Source organism: Rhodococcus sp. USK10 (genome assembly GCF_019378875.1).
Classification (GTDB): domain Bacteria; phylum Actinomycetota; class Actinomycetes; order Mycobacteriales; family Mycobacteriaceae; genus Rhodococcus_F; species Rhodococcus_F pseudokoreensis.
In genome coordinates this window covers 1,299,296-1,315,365 of record NZ_CP076048.1, presented here as the reverse complement: position 1 = coordinate 1,315,365, position 16,070 = coordinate 1,299,296, and the positions used below count along the sequence as shown (strand labels likewise).

Genomic DNA, 16,070 nt, shown 5'->3' with positions numbered 1-16,070 from the left:
GCCCGGTTTCGTCTCCGCCGAACTCGGGGATACCTGCTGAATGAGCGCTGCAGCAACGGAATCGGATCGCGACCTCAGCGTGGGGGTCGAGGAGGAGTTCTTCCTCGTCGACGAGTCCGGTCACCTCTCCTCCTCCGGACCCGACGTGGTCGCGGAGGCCGGTCACGACATTCACGGGCTCCAGCGCGAGCTCGCCCGGTGCCAGATCGAGACGGCGACGGGCGTGTGCCACACCGGGGAGGAACTGCATGAGGAATTGCGCAGCCTGCGACGCCGGCTGATGAAGGCCGCCGCGGGCCGTGACCTGTTGCTGGTGCCCAGCGGAACCTCCCTGATCGCCGAGGGGCTGCCCCCGGCGATCACCCCGAGCCCGCGGTACGAAGCGATGGCCCGCCACTTCGGGTCGATCGTGGACACGGTGACCACGTGCGGCTGTCACGTGCACGTGGGGATCCCGAGCCGCGACGTGGGTGTGCTGGTGAGCAACCAGGTGCGCAGCTGGCTTCCGGTGCTGCTCGCGCTCGCCGCGAACTCGCCGTTCCACAGCGGGCACGACACCGGGTACCACAGCTGGCGGCACATCATGTGGTCGCGGTGGCCGTCGGCGGGACCGCCGCCGCACTTCGATTCCGCGGACGAGTACGAGTCGTCGGTCGGTGCCATGATCGGGACCGGCGCTGCCATGGACCGGGGAATGATCTACTGGCACGTCCGGCTCTCCGACAAGCAGCCGACCATCGAGGTCCGGATCGCGGACGTCGCCATGACCGCGGCGCACGCGGCGCTCTACGCGGTGGTCGTGAAGGGTCTCGTCGGGTGGGCGCTGCGCTCGATCAGGGACGGCCACTCCGTACCGTGGCTGCGGGTCGAGTTGCTGCGGGCGCAGTTGTGGCGTGCGGCCCGGGACGGACTCGACGGGGAATGCACCAGTCCGGCGGCCGATCGGTCCCTGCCGATCCGCCGGCACCTGGAGTTGCTGAACGAGTGCGTGGCCCCGGGACTCGGCGCGAGCGACCGGGCCTTCCTCGAATCGGGCCTCGACACCGTGTTGCGGGACGGCACAGGCGCCGAGCGGCAACGGGCCGAGTTCGCGCGCGTCGGCACCCTGGCGGCGGTCGTCGACCTGCTGACCCGCGAAGTGATCAGCTGAGCGGTGGCGGTGGAGTCAGCTCGGTGAGACCGGCCGCGGTGGTGGAGCCGAGGTAGCCGGGGTGCAGGAGCCCGGTGGATCCGGGTCCCGCGAGCAGGGCGCCCGCGCTGGAGTCGGGTCCGGTGCGCAGCGGACCGGGATCGTCGATCAGCGCCTCCACGGTCGCGGTGTCGGCGAGGCTGAGGTCGATGCGCTGCCCCTCGGGCTGATACACGGCGAGGACGACCGGTTCGGGATAGTGGGCCGCCGTGCGGCGCATCACCTGGAATGCGGGATCGGTGCCCAGTGCGAGCACGGTGACGTGAGCGAACGACGCGAGCCGGTCGGCGACCGCGCGGCCGGAGTCGCTGCGCCACGTGCGCCCGTACAGGCTGAGCGCATCGGACAGGTGACGCTGCTCGGTGTCGGCTCGCGGGCTGCCGCCGGCCGGGTCGAGAAGCGACCGCCACTGGTGTTCGTAGACGCCGCACGCGGTCTCGAAGTCGTCGTCGGCGCCGTTTGCCGTGCCCACTCCGAGGACCGGCTCGAGGGCGGATCGGCCACCGGCGAACACGGCCTCGGCGTGCCCCGAGACCGAGCAGCGGGCCACCAGTTGCACCGACCACCGGAGAAGCAGCCCGTCGCGGCAGGTGTACCGGAAACTCAGTTCGTACCGTTGCCCTGCCGAGCGGTCGTCGTCGAGGTCGATCGTGTGCGCGAAGCCCTCGCGGGTGACGCCGTCCACCTCGGATTCCGCGGTCATATCACGAGTGTCCACCGCCGACGCCCTCGCTGCGCGGGGATCGGCGGTGTTCGGCGTGCTGGGCCCGGTTCCGGGGTGTCGGCGGACGTGTCTGCCCCACGTGGCACGATCTTCGCGTGAGCACTCCAACTCAGCTCGAACAGCTCCATCTCGTCCTCGGTGACGAGGAGTTCCTCGTCGAACGCGCGGTCGCACACGTCGTCGGCCAGGTTCGCGCGAGCGCGAACGTGGCCGCAGGCGCGGACCTTCCCGTCAACCGGTTGCGGGCGGGCGACGCCGGGGCGGCCGAACTCGCCGAACTGCTCAGCCCCTCCCTGTTCGCCGAAGACCGCGTGGTGGTGCTCGAGGCGGCCGCCGAGGCGGGCAAGGATGCGGTGGCACTGGTCCTCGACGCCGCGGGCGACCCCCCTCCGGGCGTCGTCCTGGTCGTCCTGCACTCGGGCGGTGGACGTACCAAAGCGATGACCGGGGCCCTGGAGAAGCTCGGGGCCGTGGTGCACCCCTGCGCCAAACTGAAGTCCGGCGAGCTCATCGGATTCATCCGCGGCGAGTTCCGCACCCTCGGGGTCCGGGTGTCGCCGGACGTGGTGCAGAGCGTGTTCGAGGGAGTCGGCTCGAACCTGCGCGAACTGGCCGCCGCGTGCTCGCAGCTCACGGCGGACACCGGCGGAAAGATCGACGTCGCCGCCGTGCAGCGGTACTACTCGGGCAAGGCCGAGGTGAGCGGATTCGATGTGGCCGACAAGGCCGTCGCCGGCGACACCGCGGGCGCGATCGAGGCGCTGCGCTGGGCGATGCTGCGGGGCGTGCCCCATGTGCTGCTCGCGGACGCACTGGCCGACGCGGTGCACTCGATCGCCCGGGTCGCCCCGGCCGGGCGCGGCGACCCGTTCCGGATGGCGTCGGAACTGGGCATGCCGCCCTGGAAGATCAAGAAGGCGCAGGCCCTCGCGAAGGGGTGGACACCCACGTCGGTGGGGGAGGCGCTGCGCATCGTCGCCGCCCTCAACGCCGACGTCAAGGGCGCGGCGGCCGACGCGGACTACGCCGTCGAGAGTGCCGTGGGACGCGTCTCCCGGCTACGCCAGATCTGACTGACAGCGCCACGAAGGGGACGGAGACACGACAACAGCCGCTCGATCCGAGGATCGAGCGGCTGTTGGAGAGCCTACGACGGAAGAACCGTCAGATCTTGTTGACAGCCTGCGCGAGAGCAGACTTCTTGTTTGCAGCCTGGTTGGCGTGAATGACGCCCTTGCTGGCTGCCTTGTCGAGCTTGCGGCTGGTGGCGACGAGGAGCTCGTTGGCCTTGTCCTTGTCACCGGCCGCCGCAGCCTCGCGGAACGAGCGGATCGCCGTGCGCAGCGAGGACTTCACCGACTGGTTACGGAGTCGGGCCGCCTCGTTGGTACGGATCCGCTTCACCTGGGACTTGATGTTGGCCACGCGTAAAATCCTGTCGTCTTAAGCTGGTTACGGTCGAGAAAGCTCTGGGCGCACACATATGCACCGACAGGCGAGATTACCAGTGATCGGTGTCCGATCTCAAACCGGCGCCGGACGCGCCGACAAATCCTGCAGCTGTGCTGCTGAACGGGGGTACATGTAGCAGCATGTCTGGGATGACGCCCCCAGCATCGAAGTCGTCAACAATAACGAAGACGTCGGCAACCTCGAAAGCCCCCGCCCGAAAAACGGGGGGCGGCACACAGCCGGGTGCGAAGGCTGCGGGAACCCCGCCGCGGCCCCGGGTGACCGCCCGGCCGCGCAAGCCCGCGGAACCCGCCCACGTGTTCGACGGGTACACCGACATCGGGCGCTACGGGTTGGCTTTCGACGAGATGTTCGACCGCGACGGCACCGTCCGCCCGCCCTACAAAGGGGTCTTCAAGGCGCTCGAGCCCGCAGACCGGGCCGACCTCGCCGCCCGATCCGACGCGCTGGGCAGGGCGTTCATCGACCAGGGTGTGACGTTCTCGCTGTCCGGTCAGGAACGGCCCTTCCCCCTCGACCTGGTGCCCCGGGTCATCGCGGCGGCGGAGTGGACGCGTCTCGAGAAGGGCATCAAGCAGCGGGTGCAGGCGCTCGAGATGTTCCTCGACGACGTGTACGGGGAGCAGCGCATCCTGCGTGACCACGTGCTGCCGAAGCGGTTGGTCACCTCGTGCGAGCACTTCCACCGGGAGGCGTCGGGGATCGTCCCGCCGAACGGGGTGCGGATCCACGTCGCCGGAATCGACCTCGTCCGCGACGAGAACGGGGTGTTCCGGGTGCTCGAGGACAACCTGCGGTCGCCGTCGGGAGTGTCCTACGTCATGGAGAACCGCCGCACGATGGCGCGGGTGTTCCCCGACCTCTTCATGTCGCACCGCGTGCGCTCCGTCGGGGACTACGCCTCGCACCTGCTGCGGGCGCTGCGCGCGTCCGCCGCCCTCAACGAGGCCGACCCGACCGTCGTCGTCCTGACCCCGGGTGTCGCGAACTCCGCGTACTTCGAGCATTCGCTGCTCGCGCGCCAGATGGGTGTCGAACTCGTCGAGGGCCGCGACCTGTTCTGCCGCGACAACATGGTCTACATGCGGACGACCGAGGGCGAACGCCAGGTCGACGTCATCTACCGGCGCATCGACGACGACTACCTCGATCCCATGCACTTCCGGCCGGACTCCGTGCTCGGGGTCGCCGGTGTGCTGAACGCGGCCCGCGCGGGCAACGTCGTCATCTCGAGTGCCGTCGGGAACGGGGTCGGCGACGACAAGCTCGTCTACACCTACGTTCCGCAGATCATCGACTACTACCTCGGGGAGAAGCCGCTGCTCGCGAACGTCGACACGTTCCGCTGCTGGCTCGACGAGGAATGCGAGGAGGTGCTGGACCGGGTCGACGAACTGGTGATCAAGCCGGTGGAGGGTTCCGGTGGCTACGGCATCGTCTTCGGCCCCGACGCGTCACCGAAGGAGCTGAACACGATCACGAGGAAGATCAAGGCCGACCCCCGCGGGTGGATCGCGCAGCCCGTCGTCCAGCTGTCCACAGTGCCCACCAAGGTCGGTGACGAACTGGTTCCCCGGCACGTCGACCTGCGTCCCTTCGCCGTGAACGACGGCGAGGACGTCTGGGTGCTGCCGGGCGGTCTGACCCGCGTGGCCCTGCCCGAGGGATCTCTCGTCGTGAATTCCAGCCAGGGCGGCGGCAGCAAGGACACGTGGGTGCTCGCGAGCAGGAGCTCCGACGAGGAGCGGGAACTGGCGGGTGAGGAGCTGGTGGCCGAACCGGCGCAGTCCGCCGAGGCCGAGCAGGGGCCCGAACTCAGCACGACCCAACTTCAGCAGCAACAACAGCAACAGCAACAGCAACAGCACGGCCGGCAGCAACAGGACCGCGGAGGTGATCGCTGATGCTGGCCAGGAACGCCGAATCGCTGTACTGGATCGGCCGGTACGTCGAGCGGGCCGACGACATGGCCCGCATTCTCGACGTCGCCGTGCACCAGCTCCTCGACGACGCGTCGGTGGACCCGGACCGCACGTCCCGGTTGCTGCTGCGGGTGCTCGGCATCGAGGCACCCGACACCGAACTCGACGTCCGATCGGTGACCGAACTGGTGGCGTTCAGCCGCAACCAGGTGGGCTCGATCATCGATTCGCTCGCGAGCGCCCGAGAGAACGCGCGCGGTGCCCGCGAGGTCACGTCCAGCGAGATGTGGGAGTGCCTCAACACCACATACAACGGCCTCGCCGAGCGGGAGCGCGCGTCCAAGCGTCTCGGCCCGCACGAGTTCTTCCGGTACGTGGAGGAACGCGCGGCGATGTTCGCGGGTCTGGCCGACTCGACCATGAGCCGCGACGACGGGTACCGATTCCTGCTGCTCGGCCGCTCGATCGAACGCGTCGACATGCTCGCGCGGATGCTGCTGTCCCGCGCCGGCGACCGCCCGTCCTCGCCGGCCTGGGTGACGGTGCTGCGCTCCGCGGGAGCCCACGACACGTATCTGCGCACGTACCGCGGCGCGCTGGACGCCAACCGGGTGGTCGAGTTCATCCTGCTGGACCGGCTGTTCCCGCGGTCGGTGTTCCACGCCATCCGGCAGGCGGAGTTGTGTCTCGCCGAACTCGACCACCAGCCGGACAGCCGCGTCGGGCCTCGCGCGGAGGCGCAGCGCCTCCTCGGCAGGGCCCGGAGCGAACTCGAGTTCCTGCCGCCCGGCGTGCTCCTCGAGGATCTCCAGGATCGGCTCGCGGGACTGCAGGAAACCTGCCGCGAGCTCGGAGAAGCCATCGCGCTGCAGTATTTTCACGCCGCGCCGTGGGTGGCGTGGACCGATGCACGGGCCGTCGGCGGCGAATCCGTCGTGGAGGGAGAGCTGTGAGCTGGCGAATGAGAGTCGTGCACACCACTGGGTATGCGTACGACGCACCGGTCACGTCCTCGTACAACGAGGCGCGACTCACCCCCCGCGGTGACAGCAGGCAGACGGTGATCCTGAACCGGGTGGAGACGACGCCGGCGACGCGGTCGTACCGCTACACCGACTACTGGGGCACCGCCGTCACCGCGTTCGATCTCCATGCGCCGCACAAGGAACTCGAGGTCACCGGACTGTCCGTCGTCGAGACCGAACCGTTCTGGGAGCCGGAGGAGAAGGCGGACTGGGACGAACTGGCGAGCCCGCCGCTCACCGACCGGTTCAACGAACAGCTGAGCAACACCACGTTCGTTCCGCGCAGTCGCAAGCTCGACACCATCGCGCGGGACCTGCGCAAGGGACGCACCCCCGACGAAGCCGTTGTCGCGGCGGCGGACTGGGTGCACCGGGAGATGGATTACGTCCCGGGGACGACGGGCGTCCACACATCCGCGGTCGACGCCTGGGCCGAACGGCAGGGCGTGTGCCAGGACTATGCGCACCTGACTCTGGTTCTGTTGCGCAGCATGGGAATTCCGAGTCGCTACGTGTCCGGCTATCTGCACCCGAAACCCGATGCGGCGGTGGACGAGACGGTGGCGGGGGAGAGCCACGCGTGGGTGGAGGCGTGGACCGGGGCGTGGTGGGGATACGACCCGACCAACGCCGTGGCGGTGAACGAACAGCACGTGTCCGTGGGCATCGGACGGGACTACGCGGACGTTCCGCCGCTCAAGGGCATCTTCTCCGGTGGCCGGGCAACAGATCTCGAAGTCGTCGTGGAGATCACCCGCCTGGCGTAAAGTGCCACCCAGATCTATCTGTGGAAAGCAGGACTAACGATCCATTTCGACGAAGGTGGGTTCAATGTCTCCAACCGCACAGGAATACGTAGAAGTCGAACCGATCTCGGATCTCAAGAAATACGTAGCAGAGGCGGTCGGCACGTTCCTGCTGGTCTTCGCGGCGGTGGGTACGGCGGTCTTCGCCGGGGCCAAGGTCGGGAACCTCGGTGTGGCACTGGCATTCGGACTGACCCTGCTCTTCCTCGTGTACGCCATCGGTCCCATCTCGGGCTGCCACGTCAACCCGGCCGTCACCGTGGGGCACCTCGCGCTCGGCCGGTTGTCCGTGGTGAAGGCGGGCCTGTACATCGTTGCCCAGGTCATCGGTGGTCTCGTCGCCGGTGTGGTGGTCTACACGATCGCGCAGAGCCTGCCGTCGTACAACCGGGCGGACGACGGTCTCGGCGCCAACGGCTGGGGCGCGCACAGCCCGTCCGCCATCAAGGGCCCGCTCGGCGGGGTCATCGAGAACGGTTACGGCATCGGCGCCGCGATGATCGTCGAGGTCCTCCTCACCGCGCTGCTCGTGTTCGTGGTTCTCGCGTCCACCGACCAGATCTCCGACGTCCCGCTCGCCGGGGTGTCGATCGGATTCACGCTCGCCGTGATCCACCTCGTGTCGATCCCGATCGACAACACGTCCGTCAACCCGGCCCGCAGCCTCGCCGTGGCGCCGTACCAGAACGGCGCGCTCGCGCAGGTGTGGTTGTTCATCGTGTTCCCGCTGATCGGCGGCGCGGTGGGCGCGCTGGTCTACCGGTCGCTGTTCGGCCGGTACGACCGACTGCAGAGCTGAGTACCGACCTACCCGGGCCGGGTGCCCGGGGCCTGCGGGCCGCAATTCTCACGTGCGCGGTCCTCGCGTTCACCGGAACGGTCCCCGCGACCGCGACCGCCGAGGACGTGCCGCGGCCGGGACCGTCGTACGTCGCCCTCGGCGACTCCCGCGCGGCCGGGCCGCTCATCGAATTCTCGGAGCACCGCGACCTGTGCCTGCGATCGCCGGACCTGAACTACCCGGCGAAGCTGGCGCGGCTGATCGGCGCCGCCACGTTCACCGACGTCACGTGCTCCGCCGCCACACCCGCCCATGTGATCAGCACCGCGCAGTTCGTGGGGACGCGCTTCGCCCCGCCGCAGATCGATGCCCTGCGGCCGGACACCGACGTCGTGACGCTCAGCATCGGCGGCGGCGGTTCCAATCACCTGCCCGTGTCGGTGCGCTGCGGCGCCCTCGTCCCGGGCGCGGACGCCGGGTGCCGTGACAACCCGCGGGCGGAACAGCTCACGGTCGAGGGGATCGCGAAGATGGCGCCGCAAGTCGACGCGGTGGTGGCCGCGATCGTGGCGAAGGCCCCGCACGCCGAGGTCTATCTGATCGGGCACGGCGGTTCCGTCGGACGACGCGGCTGCTGGCCGAACCTGCCCGTGTCCGACGCGGACGCGGTCTGGCTCGAGCGGTACTTCGAACGGTTCAACCAGATCTACGTCGACGCCGCCGCCAGGTACGGAGTGCACTACATCGACATCGCGAAGGCCGCCGTGGACGGCGGGCACGACGCGTGCGCGCCGACGGGGCAGCGGTGGTTCGAGGGGATGCTGCCGCAATCACCCGCCGAACCGGCACATCCCAACGCTCTCGCGATGACCGCGATCGCCGAGATGGTCGCCGACGACCTGGGTCGGTGACCGCGTCACTGCCAGCTGAAGTCCTTGCGCAGACGCTGCGCGACGATCTCGAACTTGTCCCGGTCCATGACGGCGCCCTCGCGGCGGATCCCCGCCTCCGGCACGTCCAGCACCCGGTCCAGCCGGATCCAGCTCGCACGGCCCTCCGCGTCCCACGACCCCGAGCCGACCGCGATCCAGTCCCGGTCCCCGTCGTGCTTGCTCTGCGACGACAGCATCAACCCCAGCAGGGTGTCGCCGTCGCGCCCGACGACGAGCACAGGCCGGTCCTTACCCTGACTCGCGTCCTCCTCGTACGTCACCCACGTCCACACGATCTCGCCGGGATCCGCGCGACCGTCCAGGTCGGGGGAGTACTCCACCTTCCGTGCCCGATGGGCGGTCGGGGCGGAGTCTGCGGTGACCGGACGACCCGGCGCCGGCTTCGGCGCGGCGGCCGTCGATCCGGTCAGGACACCGGCCGCGCGGTCCAGCGCGCCGGACTTCTGCAGCTGCGCCAGAAGCTGCGGTCCCTTGTCCCGTGCAAGTCGGCCCAACGTCTTCCCGATGCTGCTCCACGTGCTCGCCATGGCCGCCGAGCTTAGTGCGTGTATGCCGCAGCAGCCGCAACGCGGTGGCTTGGATATCCTGACAGGTGACAGTGGCCCGGAACCGGGCCGGTGCCGGTCCAGGTAAGGGGTCCCCCATCAGCAGCTTCGCCGACAAGACGTTCACGGATCCTGCCCGGATCCGGAATTTCTGCATCATCGCGCACATCGATCACGGCAAGTCGACGCTGGCCGACCGCATGCTTCAGCTCACCGGTGTGGTCGAGGAGCGGCAGATGCGTGCCCAGTACCTCGACCGCATGGACATCGAACGCGAGCGCGGCATCACGATCAAGGCGCAGAACGTCCGGCTCCCGTGGAAGGTGGGCGACGAGGAGTTCGTCATCCACCTCATCGACACCCCCGGGCACGTCGACTTCACGTACGAGGTCTCCCGTGCGCTCGAGGCCTGTGAGGGCGCGATCCTGCTGGTGGATGCCGCGCAGGGCATCGAGGCTCAGACACTCGCCAACCTGTACCTGGCGATGGAGAAGGACCTCACCATCATCCCGGTGCTCAACAAGATCGACCTGCCCGCCGCCGATCCCGACCGGTACGCCGAGGAGATCGCGCACATCACCGGATGCGAACCGGGTGACGTGCTGCGCGTGTCCGGCAAGACCGGCATGGGCGTGAAGGAACTGCTCGACGAGGTGGTGCGGCAGATCCCCGCCCCCGTCGGCGACCCCGACGGTCCGGCGCGCGCCATGATCTTCGACTCGGTGTACGACGCGTACCGCGGCGTCGTCACGTACGTGCGTGTCGTCGACGGCCGGATCTCGCCGCGCGAGAAGATCACCATGATGTCGACGGGCACCACCCACGATCTGATCGAGGTCGGCATCATCTCGCCCGAACCGAAGGCCAGCATCGGTCTCGGCGTCGGCGAGGTGGGTTACCTCATCACCGGCGTGAAGGACGTCCGGCAGTCGCGTGTCGGCGACACGGTCACCGCCGCCCGCGGCGGTGCGACGGAACCCCTCGTCGGCTACCGCGACCCCAAGCCGATGGTCTACTCCGGCCTGTACCCGCTCGACGGCTCGGACTACCCGGTGCTGCGCGACGCCCTCGACAAGCTGCGTCTCAACGACGCCGCCCTAGCCTACGAGCCGGAGACGTCGGTGGCGCTCGGATTCGGGTTCCGGTGCGGCTTCCTCGGACTGCTGCACATGGAGATCACCCGCGACCGCCTCGAGCGCGAGTTCGGGCTCGAACTGATCTCGACGTCGCCGAACGTGGTGTACCGGGTGGTGATGGAGGACGGCGCCGAGCACGTCGTCACCAACCCGTCGTACTGGCCGGAGGGCAAGATCCGCGAGGTCTATGAGCCGATGGTGAAGTGCACGGTCATCGCGCCGAGCGAGTTCATCGGCGCGATCATGGAACTGTGCCAGAACCGGCGCGGGGAACTCGGCGGCATGGACTACCTGTCCGAGACGCGGGTCGAGCTGCGCTACGAGATGCCCATGGGCGAGATCATGTTCGACTTCTTCGACGCCCTGAAGTCGCGGACCAAGGGTTATGCCAGCCTCGACTACGAGGAGGCCGGCGAACAGCAGGCCGACCTGGTGAAGGTGGACATCCTGCTGCAGGGTGAGGCCGTCGACGCGTTCTCGTCGATCGTGCACCGGTCCGCGGCAGGCGCGTACGGCGGGCGGATGACGTCGAAGCTGCGGGAACTGATTCCCCGCCAGCAGTTCGAGGTGCCGATCCAGGCGGCGATCGGCTCGAAGATCATCTCGCGTGAGAACATCCGCGCCATCCGCAAGGACGTGCTGGCCAAGTGCTACGGCGGCGACATCAGCCGTAAGCGCAAGCTGCTCGAGAAGCAGAAGGAAGGCAAGAAGCGGATGAAGACCATCGGCCGGGTCGAGGTTCCGCAGGAGGCCTTCGTGGCCGCGTTGTCGTCCGAGTCGGTCGGGGACAAGCCGAAGAAGTAGGCACCACGACCTCCGTTGTTTCTCCTCCGTCGACGTCTGATCGAAAGTAGGTGCGGCACGTGGCCCTCGAAACCTGGCTGACCCGGACACTGGGAATCGAGGTGCCGATCTTCGGCGCCCCGATGGGCGGACGGGCAGGCGGCACCCTCGTCGGCGAGGTGTCGAAGGCGGGCGGGCTCGGCCTGCTCGGCGCGGCCCGCTACGCCACCCCGGAGTGGGTGGCGAAGGAGACGGCGGTCGCGCGGGGCATCGGCGGCGACGCGTTCGGAGTCGGGTTGATGACCTGGGCGCTCGACGACGACGACGCTCTCCTCGGCGCCGCTCTGGCGGAGAACCCGCGGGTAGTGTCGCTGTCGTTCGGCGACCCCGCCCCGTACGTGGAGCGGATCCACGCCACCGGGGCGCTGGTGGTGTCGCAGGTGAACACGATCGACGACCTGCGGGTCGTGGAGGATGCGGGCGTCGACTTCGTGATCGCCCAGGGCAGCGAGGCGGGCGGCCACACCGGCAGGATCGGGACGTTGCCGCTCCTGCAGGAGGTCCTGGAGGCCACCACGCTGCCGGTGCTCGCCGCCGGCGGCATCGCGACCGGCCGTGGTCTCGCGGCCGTGCTCGCCGCGGGCGCGGAGGGCGCGATGATCGGGACCGCGCTGCTGGCCAGCCCGGAGACCATCGGACCGGAGTACGCCCGCGGCAGACTGATCGCGGCGGGCAGCGCCGACACCGTGTACACGTCGGTGTTCGACCAGGCGCGCAGTCAGCCGTGGCCGGCCCGGTGGGGTGGGCGCGCCCTGAGCAACGACTTCACCTCCCGCTGGCACGGCGCGGACGCACCGGACGCCGAACTCGCCGCCGCCTACGATCCCGCAAACCCCGACCTCGGTGTCGTGTACGCCGGGGAAGCCGCGGGTCTCGTCACGGCGGAACGGCCGGCGGGGGCCGTGGTGCGGCAGATCGCGGCCGATGCGGAGCGGTTGCTGCACCGTTACGCGGAGTAACCCGTAGCCCGCGCCCGATCTGATCCTCGGCTCGTTCTCCTGATCAGACCGTGTTGTGGGCGGGCTGGAATCCGCCCGCCGCGGCCTCCTCGGCGCGAATGACGTGGACCACCGCGTTGATCAGCGCCAGATGGGTGAACGCCTGCGGGAAGTTGCCGAGGTGCCGCCCCGAGTCGGGGTCGATCTCCTCCGCGTACAGCTTGAGGGGGCTGGCGAACCCGAGGAGCCGGTCGCACAGGCGTTTCGCGCGGTCCAGTTCGCCGATCTCGACGAGCGCCGACACGAGCCAGAACGAGCAGATCGTGAACGTGCCCTCCTTGCCGCTCAGCCCGTCGTCCGTGGTCTCCACCCGATAGCGCAGCACCAGCCCGCCCTCGGTCAACTCGTCCGCGATGGCGAGCACGGTCGCACGGATCCGCGGATCGTCGGCGGGCAGGAACCGGAGCAGCGGTGCGAGCAGCAGCGACGCGTCGAGACTGTCGCTGCCGTACCGCTGCGTCAGGACGCCGCGCGCGTCGACGCCGTGCTCGAGGATGTCGTCCTTGATCTCGTCGGCCAGTTCGGACCACTGCTGTGCGTAACTCGTCTCACCCTGCTGATCGGCGAGTTTCGCGCCCCGGTCGAGGGCCACCCAGCACATGATCTTCGACGACGTGAAGTGCTGGGGCTCGCCGCGAACCTCCCAGATCCCGCGGTCGGGGAGACGCCAATGCTTGACCGCCTCCTCCACCTGGCGTTTGAGCATCGGCCACAGTGTTTCCGGGACCCGCTCCCGGGATTTGACGTGCAGGTACACCGAATCGAGGATCGTTCCCCAGATGTCGTGCTGGACCTGGTCGTAGGCGCCGTTCCCGATCCGCACCGGTCGCGCGCCGTCGTACCCGGAGAGGTGGTGCAGTTCCGACTCCTCCAGCGTCTGCTCGCCGCCGACGCCGTACATCACCTGCAACGGATGGTGGTTGCCGTCCTCGGCGCTCGACACGTCGTAGATGAACGAGAAGAAGTCGTTGGCCTCGCGGTCGAGTCCGAGGCTGTACAGGCCCCACAGCGCAAATGTCGAATCCCGCACCCATGCGTAGCGGTAGTCCCAGTTCCGTTCGCCGCCCGGGGTTTCCGGGAGCGATGTGGTCGACGCCGCGAGCAGGGCGCCGGTGGGGGCGTACGTCAACCCCTTCAGCGCGAGCGCGCTGCGCTGCAGGTAACCCCGCCACTTGTGGTCGGGAAAGCGGCCGATGGTGATCCACTCGCGCCAGCACTTCGCCGTCTGCCACATCTTGTCGGCCGCCTCGTCGAACGTCTGCGGCGCGGGCATGTGAGCCCACGACAGGGCGACGAACACGTTGTCGCCCTCGACCATCCGGGTCCGGGCGCGGGCCTCTCTGCCCTCGAGCCCGATCTTCATGTTCGTCGTCAGCCGCAGTGTCGGGTGGTCGCCCGGACGGCTCGACTTGCACGTGGCGGTAGCCTCCTCGTAGACCTTGCCCGTGTACTCCCAGTGCGCCGCGCCGCGGTGGTAGTCGAACGCGGGCTCGCAGCTCATCTCCAGTTCGACGGTCCCGTTGACGCACTTCACCGTCCGCAGCAGGATGTGTTCGGCGTCCCAGTCGGTGGGGGTGCGGCGGTGCGAGCGCGAGCGCTGCTCGACGTTGTGCCACGGGCCGAGCACGAGCGCGTCGCGCACGATGAGCCAGCCCGTCTCGGTCTGCCACGTCGTCTCGACGATCAGTCCCCCCGGCAGGTAGCGGCGGGCGGCGGGCACGTTCTGCCCGTACGGCCCGATGCGGAAGTGGCCGGCGCTGCGGTCGAGGACGGCGCCGAAGATGCTGGGGGAGTCCGGCCGGGGAATGCACATCCACTCGACCGAGCCGTTGCGGGCGATCAGGCAGGTGGACTCGCAGTCCGACAGGAACGCGTAGTCGTCGATCGGCGGGAACGAATGGTGGTGATGATGTGGGGCCGCGTGCAGCCGGCCGTGGGAGTGCGCGTCGCTGGACACCATGTGATCATCATCGACCGCCGCCGCGCCATCGTCCACCTGTCTGCCGTCCACCTGTCTGCCGGTCACGAGCCGGTCGACGATAGGCTGGCCGGGTGGACCGGATGGCGAGTTGGTGGGACGGCTTCGAGCTGTGGATCGCCGGACTCCCGTTCGTTCCGCAGGTCGCCCTCGTGCTGCTGGTGATGGTGCCGGTGTGCCGGGGACTGGCGTGGCTGCTCGATCGTGGGCTGGCCGCAGTCTTCGTCCTGCTCAGGCGGGACGTCCCGAAGGTGGAGGAACCCTGATGCCGCGCTCACGCGTCACACTCGCGCTGCTCGCGCTGATCGTCCTCGTCGTCGTCGCCTGGCTGCTCACCCGGTAAATCCTGTTCGATGTGGGACGTTGGTTCAGCCTCTGCTAGATTTCACGGCGTGTCTGAAGCCGCTGTACACCAGGTCCGCCATGAATTGGCGTTGATCGCTGTCGGCATGCTTGCAGTCGCCGACATCGACTGTTGTTGATTTCTCCTCCCACGCAGATTTGCGCCCGGGCGGCACCGCGCACGCTCGACCCCCTCTCGCGGTGCTGATTTTCGTCCGGATTCCCGATTCCGCCCGGGCGATCCCTGCGTTCTTCCCCTTTGCACCACCTCTCCTTGTTTCGCACCACCACTCTGTGTCAGATCCCCAGGAAGGTTTCTCCCATGAAACGCCGTTCTCGCAGTCTTCTCACGGCCCTCGTGACGCTCGGAGCTGTTGCGCTGACCGCGTGCAGCGGCGGCGCCAGCGACACGGCCGGCGGCGACTCCGCAGGTGCCGACGGCAGCGCGGGCACGATCAACCTGTACGCGTACGCCGTGCCGAAGCCGGGCTTCGACAAGCTGATTCCCGCGTTCAACGCCACCGACGAAGGTAAGGGCGTTGCCTTCCAGCCGTCCTACGGTGCCTCCGGTGACCAGTCCCGCAAGGTCAAGGACGGCGCCGAGGCCGACTTCGTCAACTTCTCCGTCGAGCCCGACATCACCCGCCTCGTCGACGCCGGCCTGGTGGACAAGAGCTGGAACCAGGACGCCTACAACGGGATTCCGTTCGGTTCGGTCGTCACCATCGTCGTGCGCGAGGGCAACCCGAAGAACATCCGCGACTGGGACGACCTGCTGCGTCCCGACGTCGAGGTCGTGACCCCCAACCCGTTCAGCTCCGGATCCGCGAAGTGGAACCTGCTCGCGCCGTACGCCGCGAAGAGCAACGGCGGCCAGGACCCGGCCGCCGGACTCGACTACATCACCGCGCTGGTGAACGACCACGTGAAGATTCAGCCGAAGTCGGGCCGCGAGGCGTCGGAAGCGTTCCTGCAGGGCACCGGTGACGTGCTGCTCAGCTACGAGAACGAGGCGCTGTTCATCGAGGGCAACGGCGACCCCGTCGAGCACGTGACCCCGCCGACCACGTTCAAGATCGAGAACCCGGTCGCGGTGCTGTCGAACAGCAAGAACCTGGAGAAGGCCAACGCGTTCAAGGACTTCCTGTACACCACCGACGGCCAGAAGCTGTGGGCCGAGGCCGGATTCCGTCCGGTCGATCCCGCGGTCGCCACGGAGTTCACCGACAAGTTCCCGGCACCGGCCAAGCTGTGGACCATCGCCGATCTCGGCGGCTGGGCCAAGGTCGACTCCGAGGTGTTCGCCAAGGACACCGGGTCCATCGCAGTGATCTACGACAACGCAACCAAGTAAG

The 16,070-nt window shown here is 68.6% G+C and carries 16 protein-coding genes; 12 read left to right on the top strand and 4 right to left on the bottom strand.

The window, feature by feature from the left end:
* Positions 1-40: 40 nt before the first annotated feature.
* Positions 41-1,150 (top strand): glutamate--cysteine ligase, encoded by a 1,110-nt coding sequence (locus I1A62_RS13030; RefSeq protein ID WP_124391229.1) that lies wholly within the window; start codon positions 41-43, stop codon positions 1,148-1,150.
* On the opposite strand, the gene I1A62_RS13025 is transcribed toward I1A62_RS13030, so the two are convergent.
* A complete protein-coding gene (locus tag I1A62_RS13025) occupies positions 1,143-1,892 on the bottom strand; it encodes a hypothetical protein (RefSeq protein ID WP_124391230.1) in 750 nt (249 codons plus the stop codon). The two genes, I1A62_RS13030 and I1A62_RS13025, sit on opposite strands and share 8 nt — an antisense overlap.
* Positions 1,893-2,008: 116 nt before the next feature.
* Here I1A62_RS13025 and holA point away from each other — a divergent pair, with 116 nt between their 5' ends.
* Complete coding sequence (gene holA / locus I1A62_RS13020; RefSeq protein WP_219458848.1) at positions 2,009-2,986, top strand: DNA polymerase III subunit delta; 978 nt, start codon at positions 2,009-2,011, stop codon at positions 2,984-2,986.
* Positions 2,987-3,077: 91 nt separating this feature from the next.
* Here the strand turns inward: holA and rpsT are convergent, their stop codons facing one another.
* Entirely contained in the window at positions 3,078-3,338 is a 261-nt protein-coding gene (gene rpsT, locus I1A62_RS13015; protein WP_012688238.1) for a 30S ribosomal protein S20, read from the bottom strand.
* 305 nt (positions 3,339-3,643) lie between these two features.
* Between rpsT and I1A62_RS13010 the strand changes: the two genes are divergently transcribed.
* The 5 genes from I1A62_RS13010 (at position 3,644) to I1A62_RS12990 (ending at position 8,831) form a co-directional block, all read left to right on the top strand.
* Positions 3,644-5,290 carry a circularly permuted type 2 ATP-grasp protein gene (locus tag I1A62_RS13010; RefSeq protein ID WP_219458847.1) on the top strand — a complete coding sequence of 549 codons (1,647 nt, stop codon included), beginning with the start codon at positions 3,644-3,646 and terminating at the stop codon, positions 5,288-5,290.
* Complete coding sequence (locus I1A62_RS13005; RefSeq protein WP_072946595.1) at positions 5,290-6,261, top strand: alpha-E domain-containing protein; 972 nt, start codon at positions 5,290-5,292, stop codon at positions 6,259-6,261. The genes I1A62_RS13010 and I1A62_RS13005 overlap by 1 nt, the downstream gene beginning before the upstream one ends.
* Positions 6,262-6,269: 8 nt before the next feature.
* On the top strand, positions 6,270-7,100 hold the full coding sequence (locus I1A62_RS13000; RefSeq protein ID WP_072946596.1) for a transglutaminase family protein: 831 nt from the start codon (positions 6,270-6,272) through the stop codon (positions 7,098-7,100).
* A gap of 64 nt (positions 7,101-7,164) precedes the next feature.
* Entirely contained in the window at positions 7,165-7,938 is a 774-nt protein-coding gene (locus tag I1A62_RS12995; RefSeq protein WP_124391234.1) for an aquaporin, read from the top strand.
* 107 nt (positions 7,939-8,045) lie between these two features.
* Positions 8,046-8,831: an SGNH/GDSL hydrolase family protein gene (locus I1A62_RS12990; protein ID WP_124391235.1), complete on the top strand. Its 786-nt coding sequence runs from the start codon at positions 8,046-8,048 to the stop codon at positions 8,829-8,831.
* Between the two features lie 5 nt (positions 8,832-8,836).
* Here I1A62_RS12990 and I1A62_RS12985 read toward each other — a convergent pair whose 3' ends face one another.
* On the bottom strand, positions 8,837-9,400 hold the full coding sequence (locus tag I1A62_RS12985; protein WP_206010721.1) for a type II toxin-antitoxin system PemK/MazF family toxin: 564 nt from the start codon (positions 9,398-9,400) through the stop codon (positions 8,837-8,839).
* Positions 9,401-9,465: 65 nt separating this feature from the next.
* Here I1A62_RS12985 and lepA point away from each other — a divergent pair, with 65 nt between their 5' ends.
* Both lepA and I1A62_RS12975 read left to right on the top strand, forming a co-directional pair.
* On the top strand, positions 9,466-11,358 hold the full coding sequence (gene lepA, locus I1A62_RS12980) for a translation elongation factor 4 (protein ID WP_206010722.1): 1,893 nt from the start codon (positions 9,466-9,468) through the stop codon (positions 11,356-11,358).
* A gap of 59 nt (positions 11,359-11,417) precedes the next feature.
* A complete protein-coding gene (locus tag I1A62_RS12975; protein WP_124391238.1) occupies positions 11,418-12,356 on the top strand; it encodes a nitronate monooxygenase family protein in 939 nt (312 codons plus the stop codon).
* A gap of 43 nt (positions 12,357-12,399) precedes the next feature.
* Here the strand turns inward: I1A62_RS12975 and I1A62_RS12970 are convergent, their stop codons facing one another.
* Positions 12,400-14,355, bottom strand: coding sequence for a glycoside hydrolase family 15 protein (locus I1A62_RS12970; protein WP_124391294.1), 1,956 nt, complete (start codon positions 14,353-14,355; stop codon positions 12,400-12,402).
* A gap of 92 nt (positions 14,356-14,447) precedes the next feature.
* Between I1A62_RS12970 and I1A62_RS12965 the strand changes: the two genes are divergently transcribed.
* The 3 genes from I1A62_RS12965 to I1A62_RS12960 all read left to right on the top strand — a co-directional run bounded on the left by I1A62_RS12965 (position 14,448) and on the right by I1A62_RS12960 (position 16,069).
* Entirely contained in the window at positions 14,448-14,639 is a 192-nt protein-coding gene (locus I1A62_RS12965) for a hypothetical protein (RefSeq protein ID WP_073364356.1), read from the top strand.
* 87 nt (positions 14,640-14,726) lie between these two features.
* A complete protein-coding gene (locus I1A62_RS47200) occupies positions 14,727-14,855 on the top strand; it encodes an Ms4533A family Cys-rich leader peptide (protein ID WP_374229655.1) in 129 nt (42 codons plus the stop codon).
* A gap of 182 nt (positions 14,856-15,037) precedes the next feature.
* Positions 15,038-16,069, top strand: coding sequence for a sulfate ABC transporter substrate-binding protein (locus I1A62_RS12960; RefSeq protein ID WP_219458846.1), 1,032 nt, complete (start codon positions 15,038-15,040; stop codon positions 16,067-16,069).
* The last annotated feature ends 1 nt before the right edge of the window (position 16,070 follow it).

Bases quoted from the DNA above. Each gene is read 5' to 3' on its own strand.
- I1A62_RS12995 (WP_124391234.1), top strand. From the start codon at position 7,165: ATGTCTCCAACCGCACAGGAATACGTAGAAGTCGAACCGATCTCGGAT.
- I1A62_RS47200 (WP_374229655.1), top strand. From the start codon at position 14,727: ATGTGGGACGTTGGTTCAGCCTCTGCTAGATTTCACGGCGTGTCTGAA.
- I1A62_RS12960 (WP_219458846.1), top strand. From the start codon at position 15,038: ATGAAACGCCGTTCTCGCAGTCTTCTCACGGCCCTCGTGACGCTCGGA.
- I1A62_RS12985 (WP_206010721.1), bottom strand. From the start codon at position 9,400: ATGGCGAGCACGTGGAGCAGCATCGGGAAGACGTTGGGCCGACTTGCA.
- I1A62_RS13005 (WP_072946595.1), top strand. From the start codon at position 5,290: ATGCTGGCCAGGAACGCCGAATCGCTGTACTGGATCGGCCGGTACGTC.
- I1A62_RS13000 (WP_072946596.1), top strand. From the start codon at position 6,270: ATGAGAGTCGTGCACACCACTGGGTATGCGTACGACGCACCGGTCACG.
- I1A62_RS12970 (WP_124391294.1), bottom strand. From the start codon at position 14,355: ATGGTGTCCAGCGACGCGCACTCCCACGGCCGGCTGCACGCGGCCCCA.
- I1A62_RS13030 (WP_124391229.1), top strand. From the start codon at position 41: ATGAGCGCTGCAGCAACGGAATCGGATCGCGACCTCAGCGTGGGGGTC.
- I1A62_RS13025 (WP_124391230.1), bottom strand. From the start codon at position 1,892: ATGACCGCGGAATCCGAGGTGGACGGCGTCACCCGCGAGGGCTTCGCG.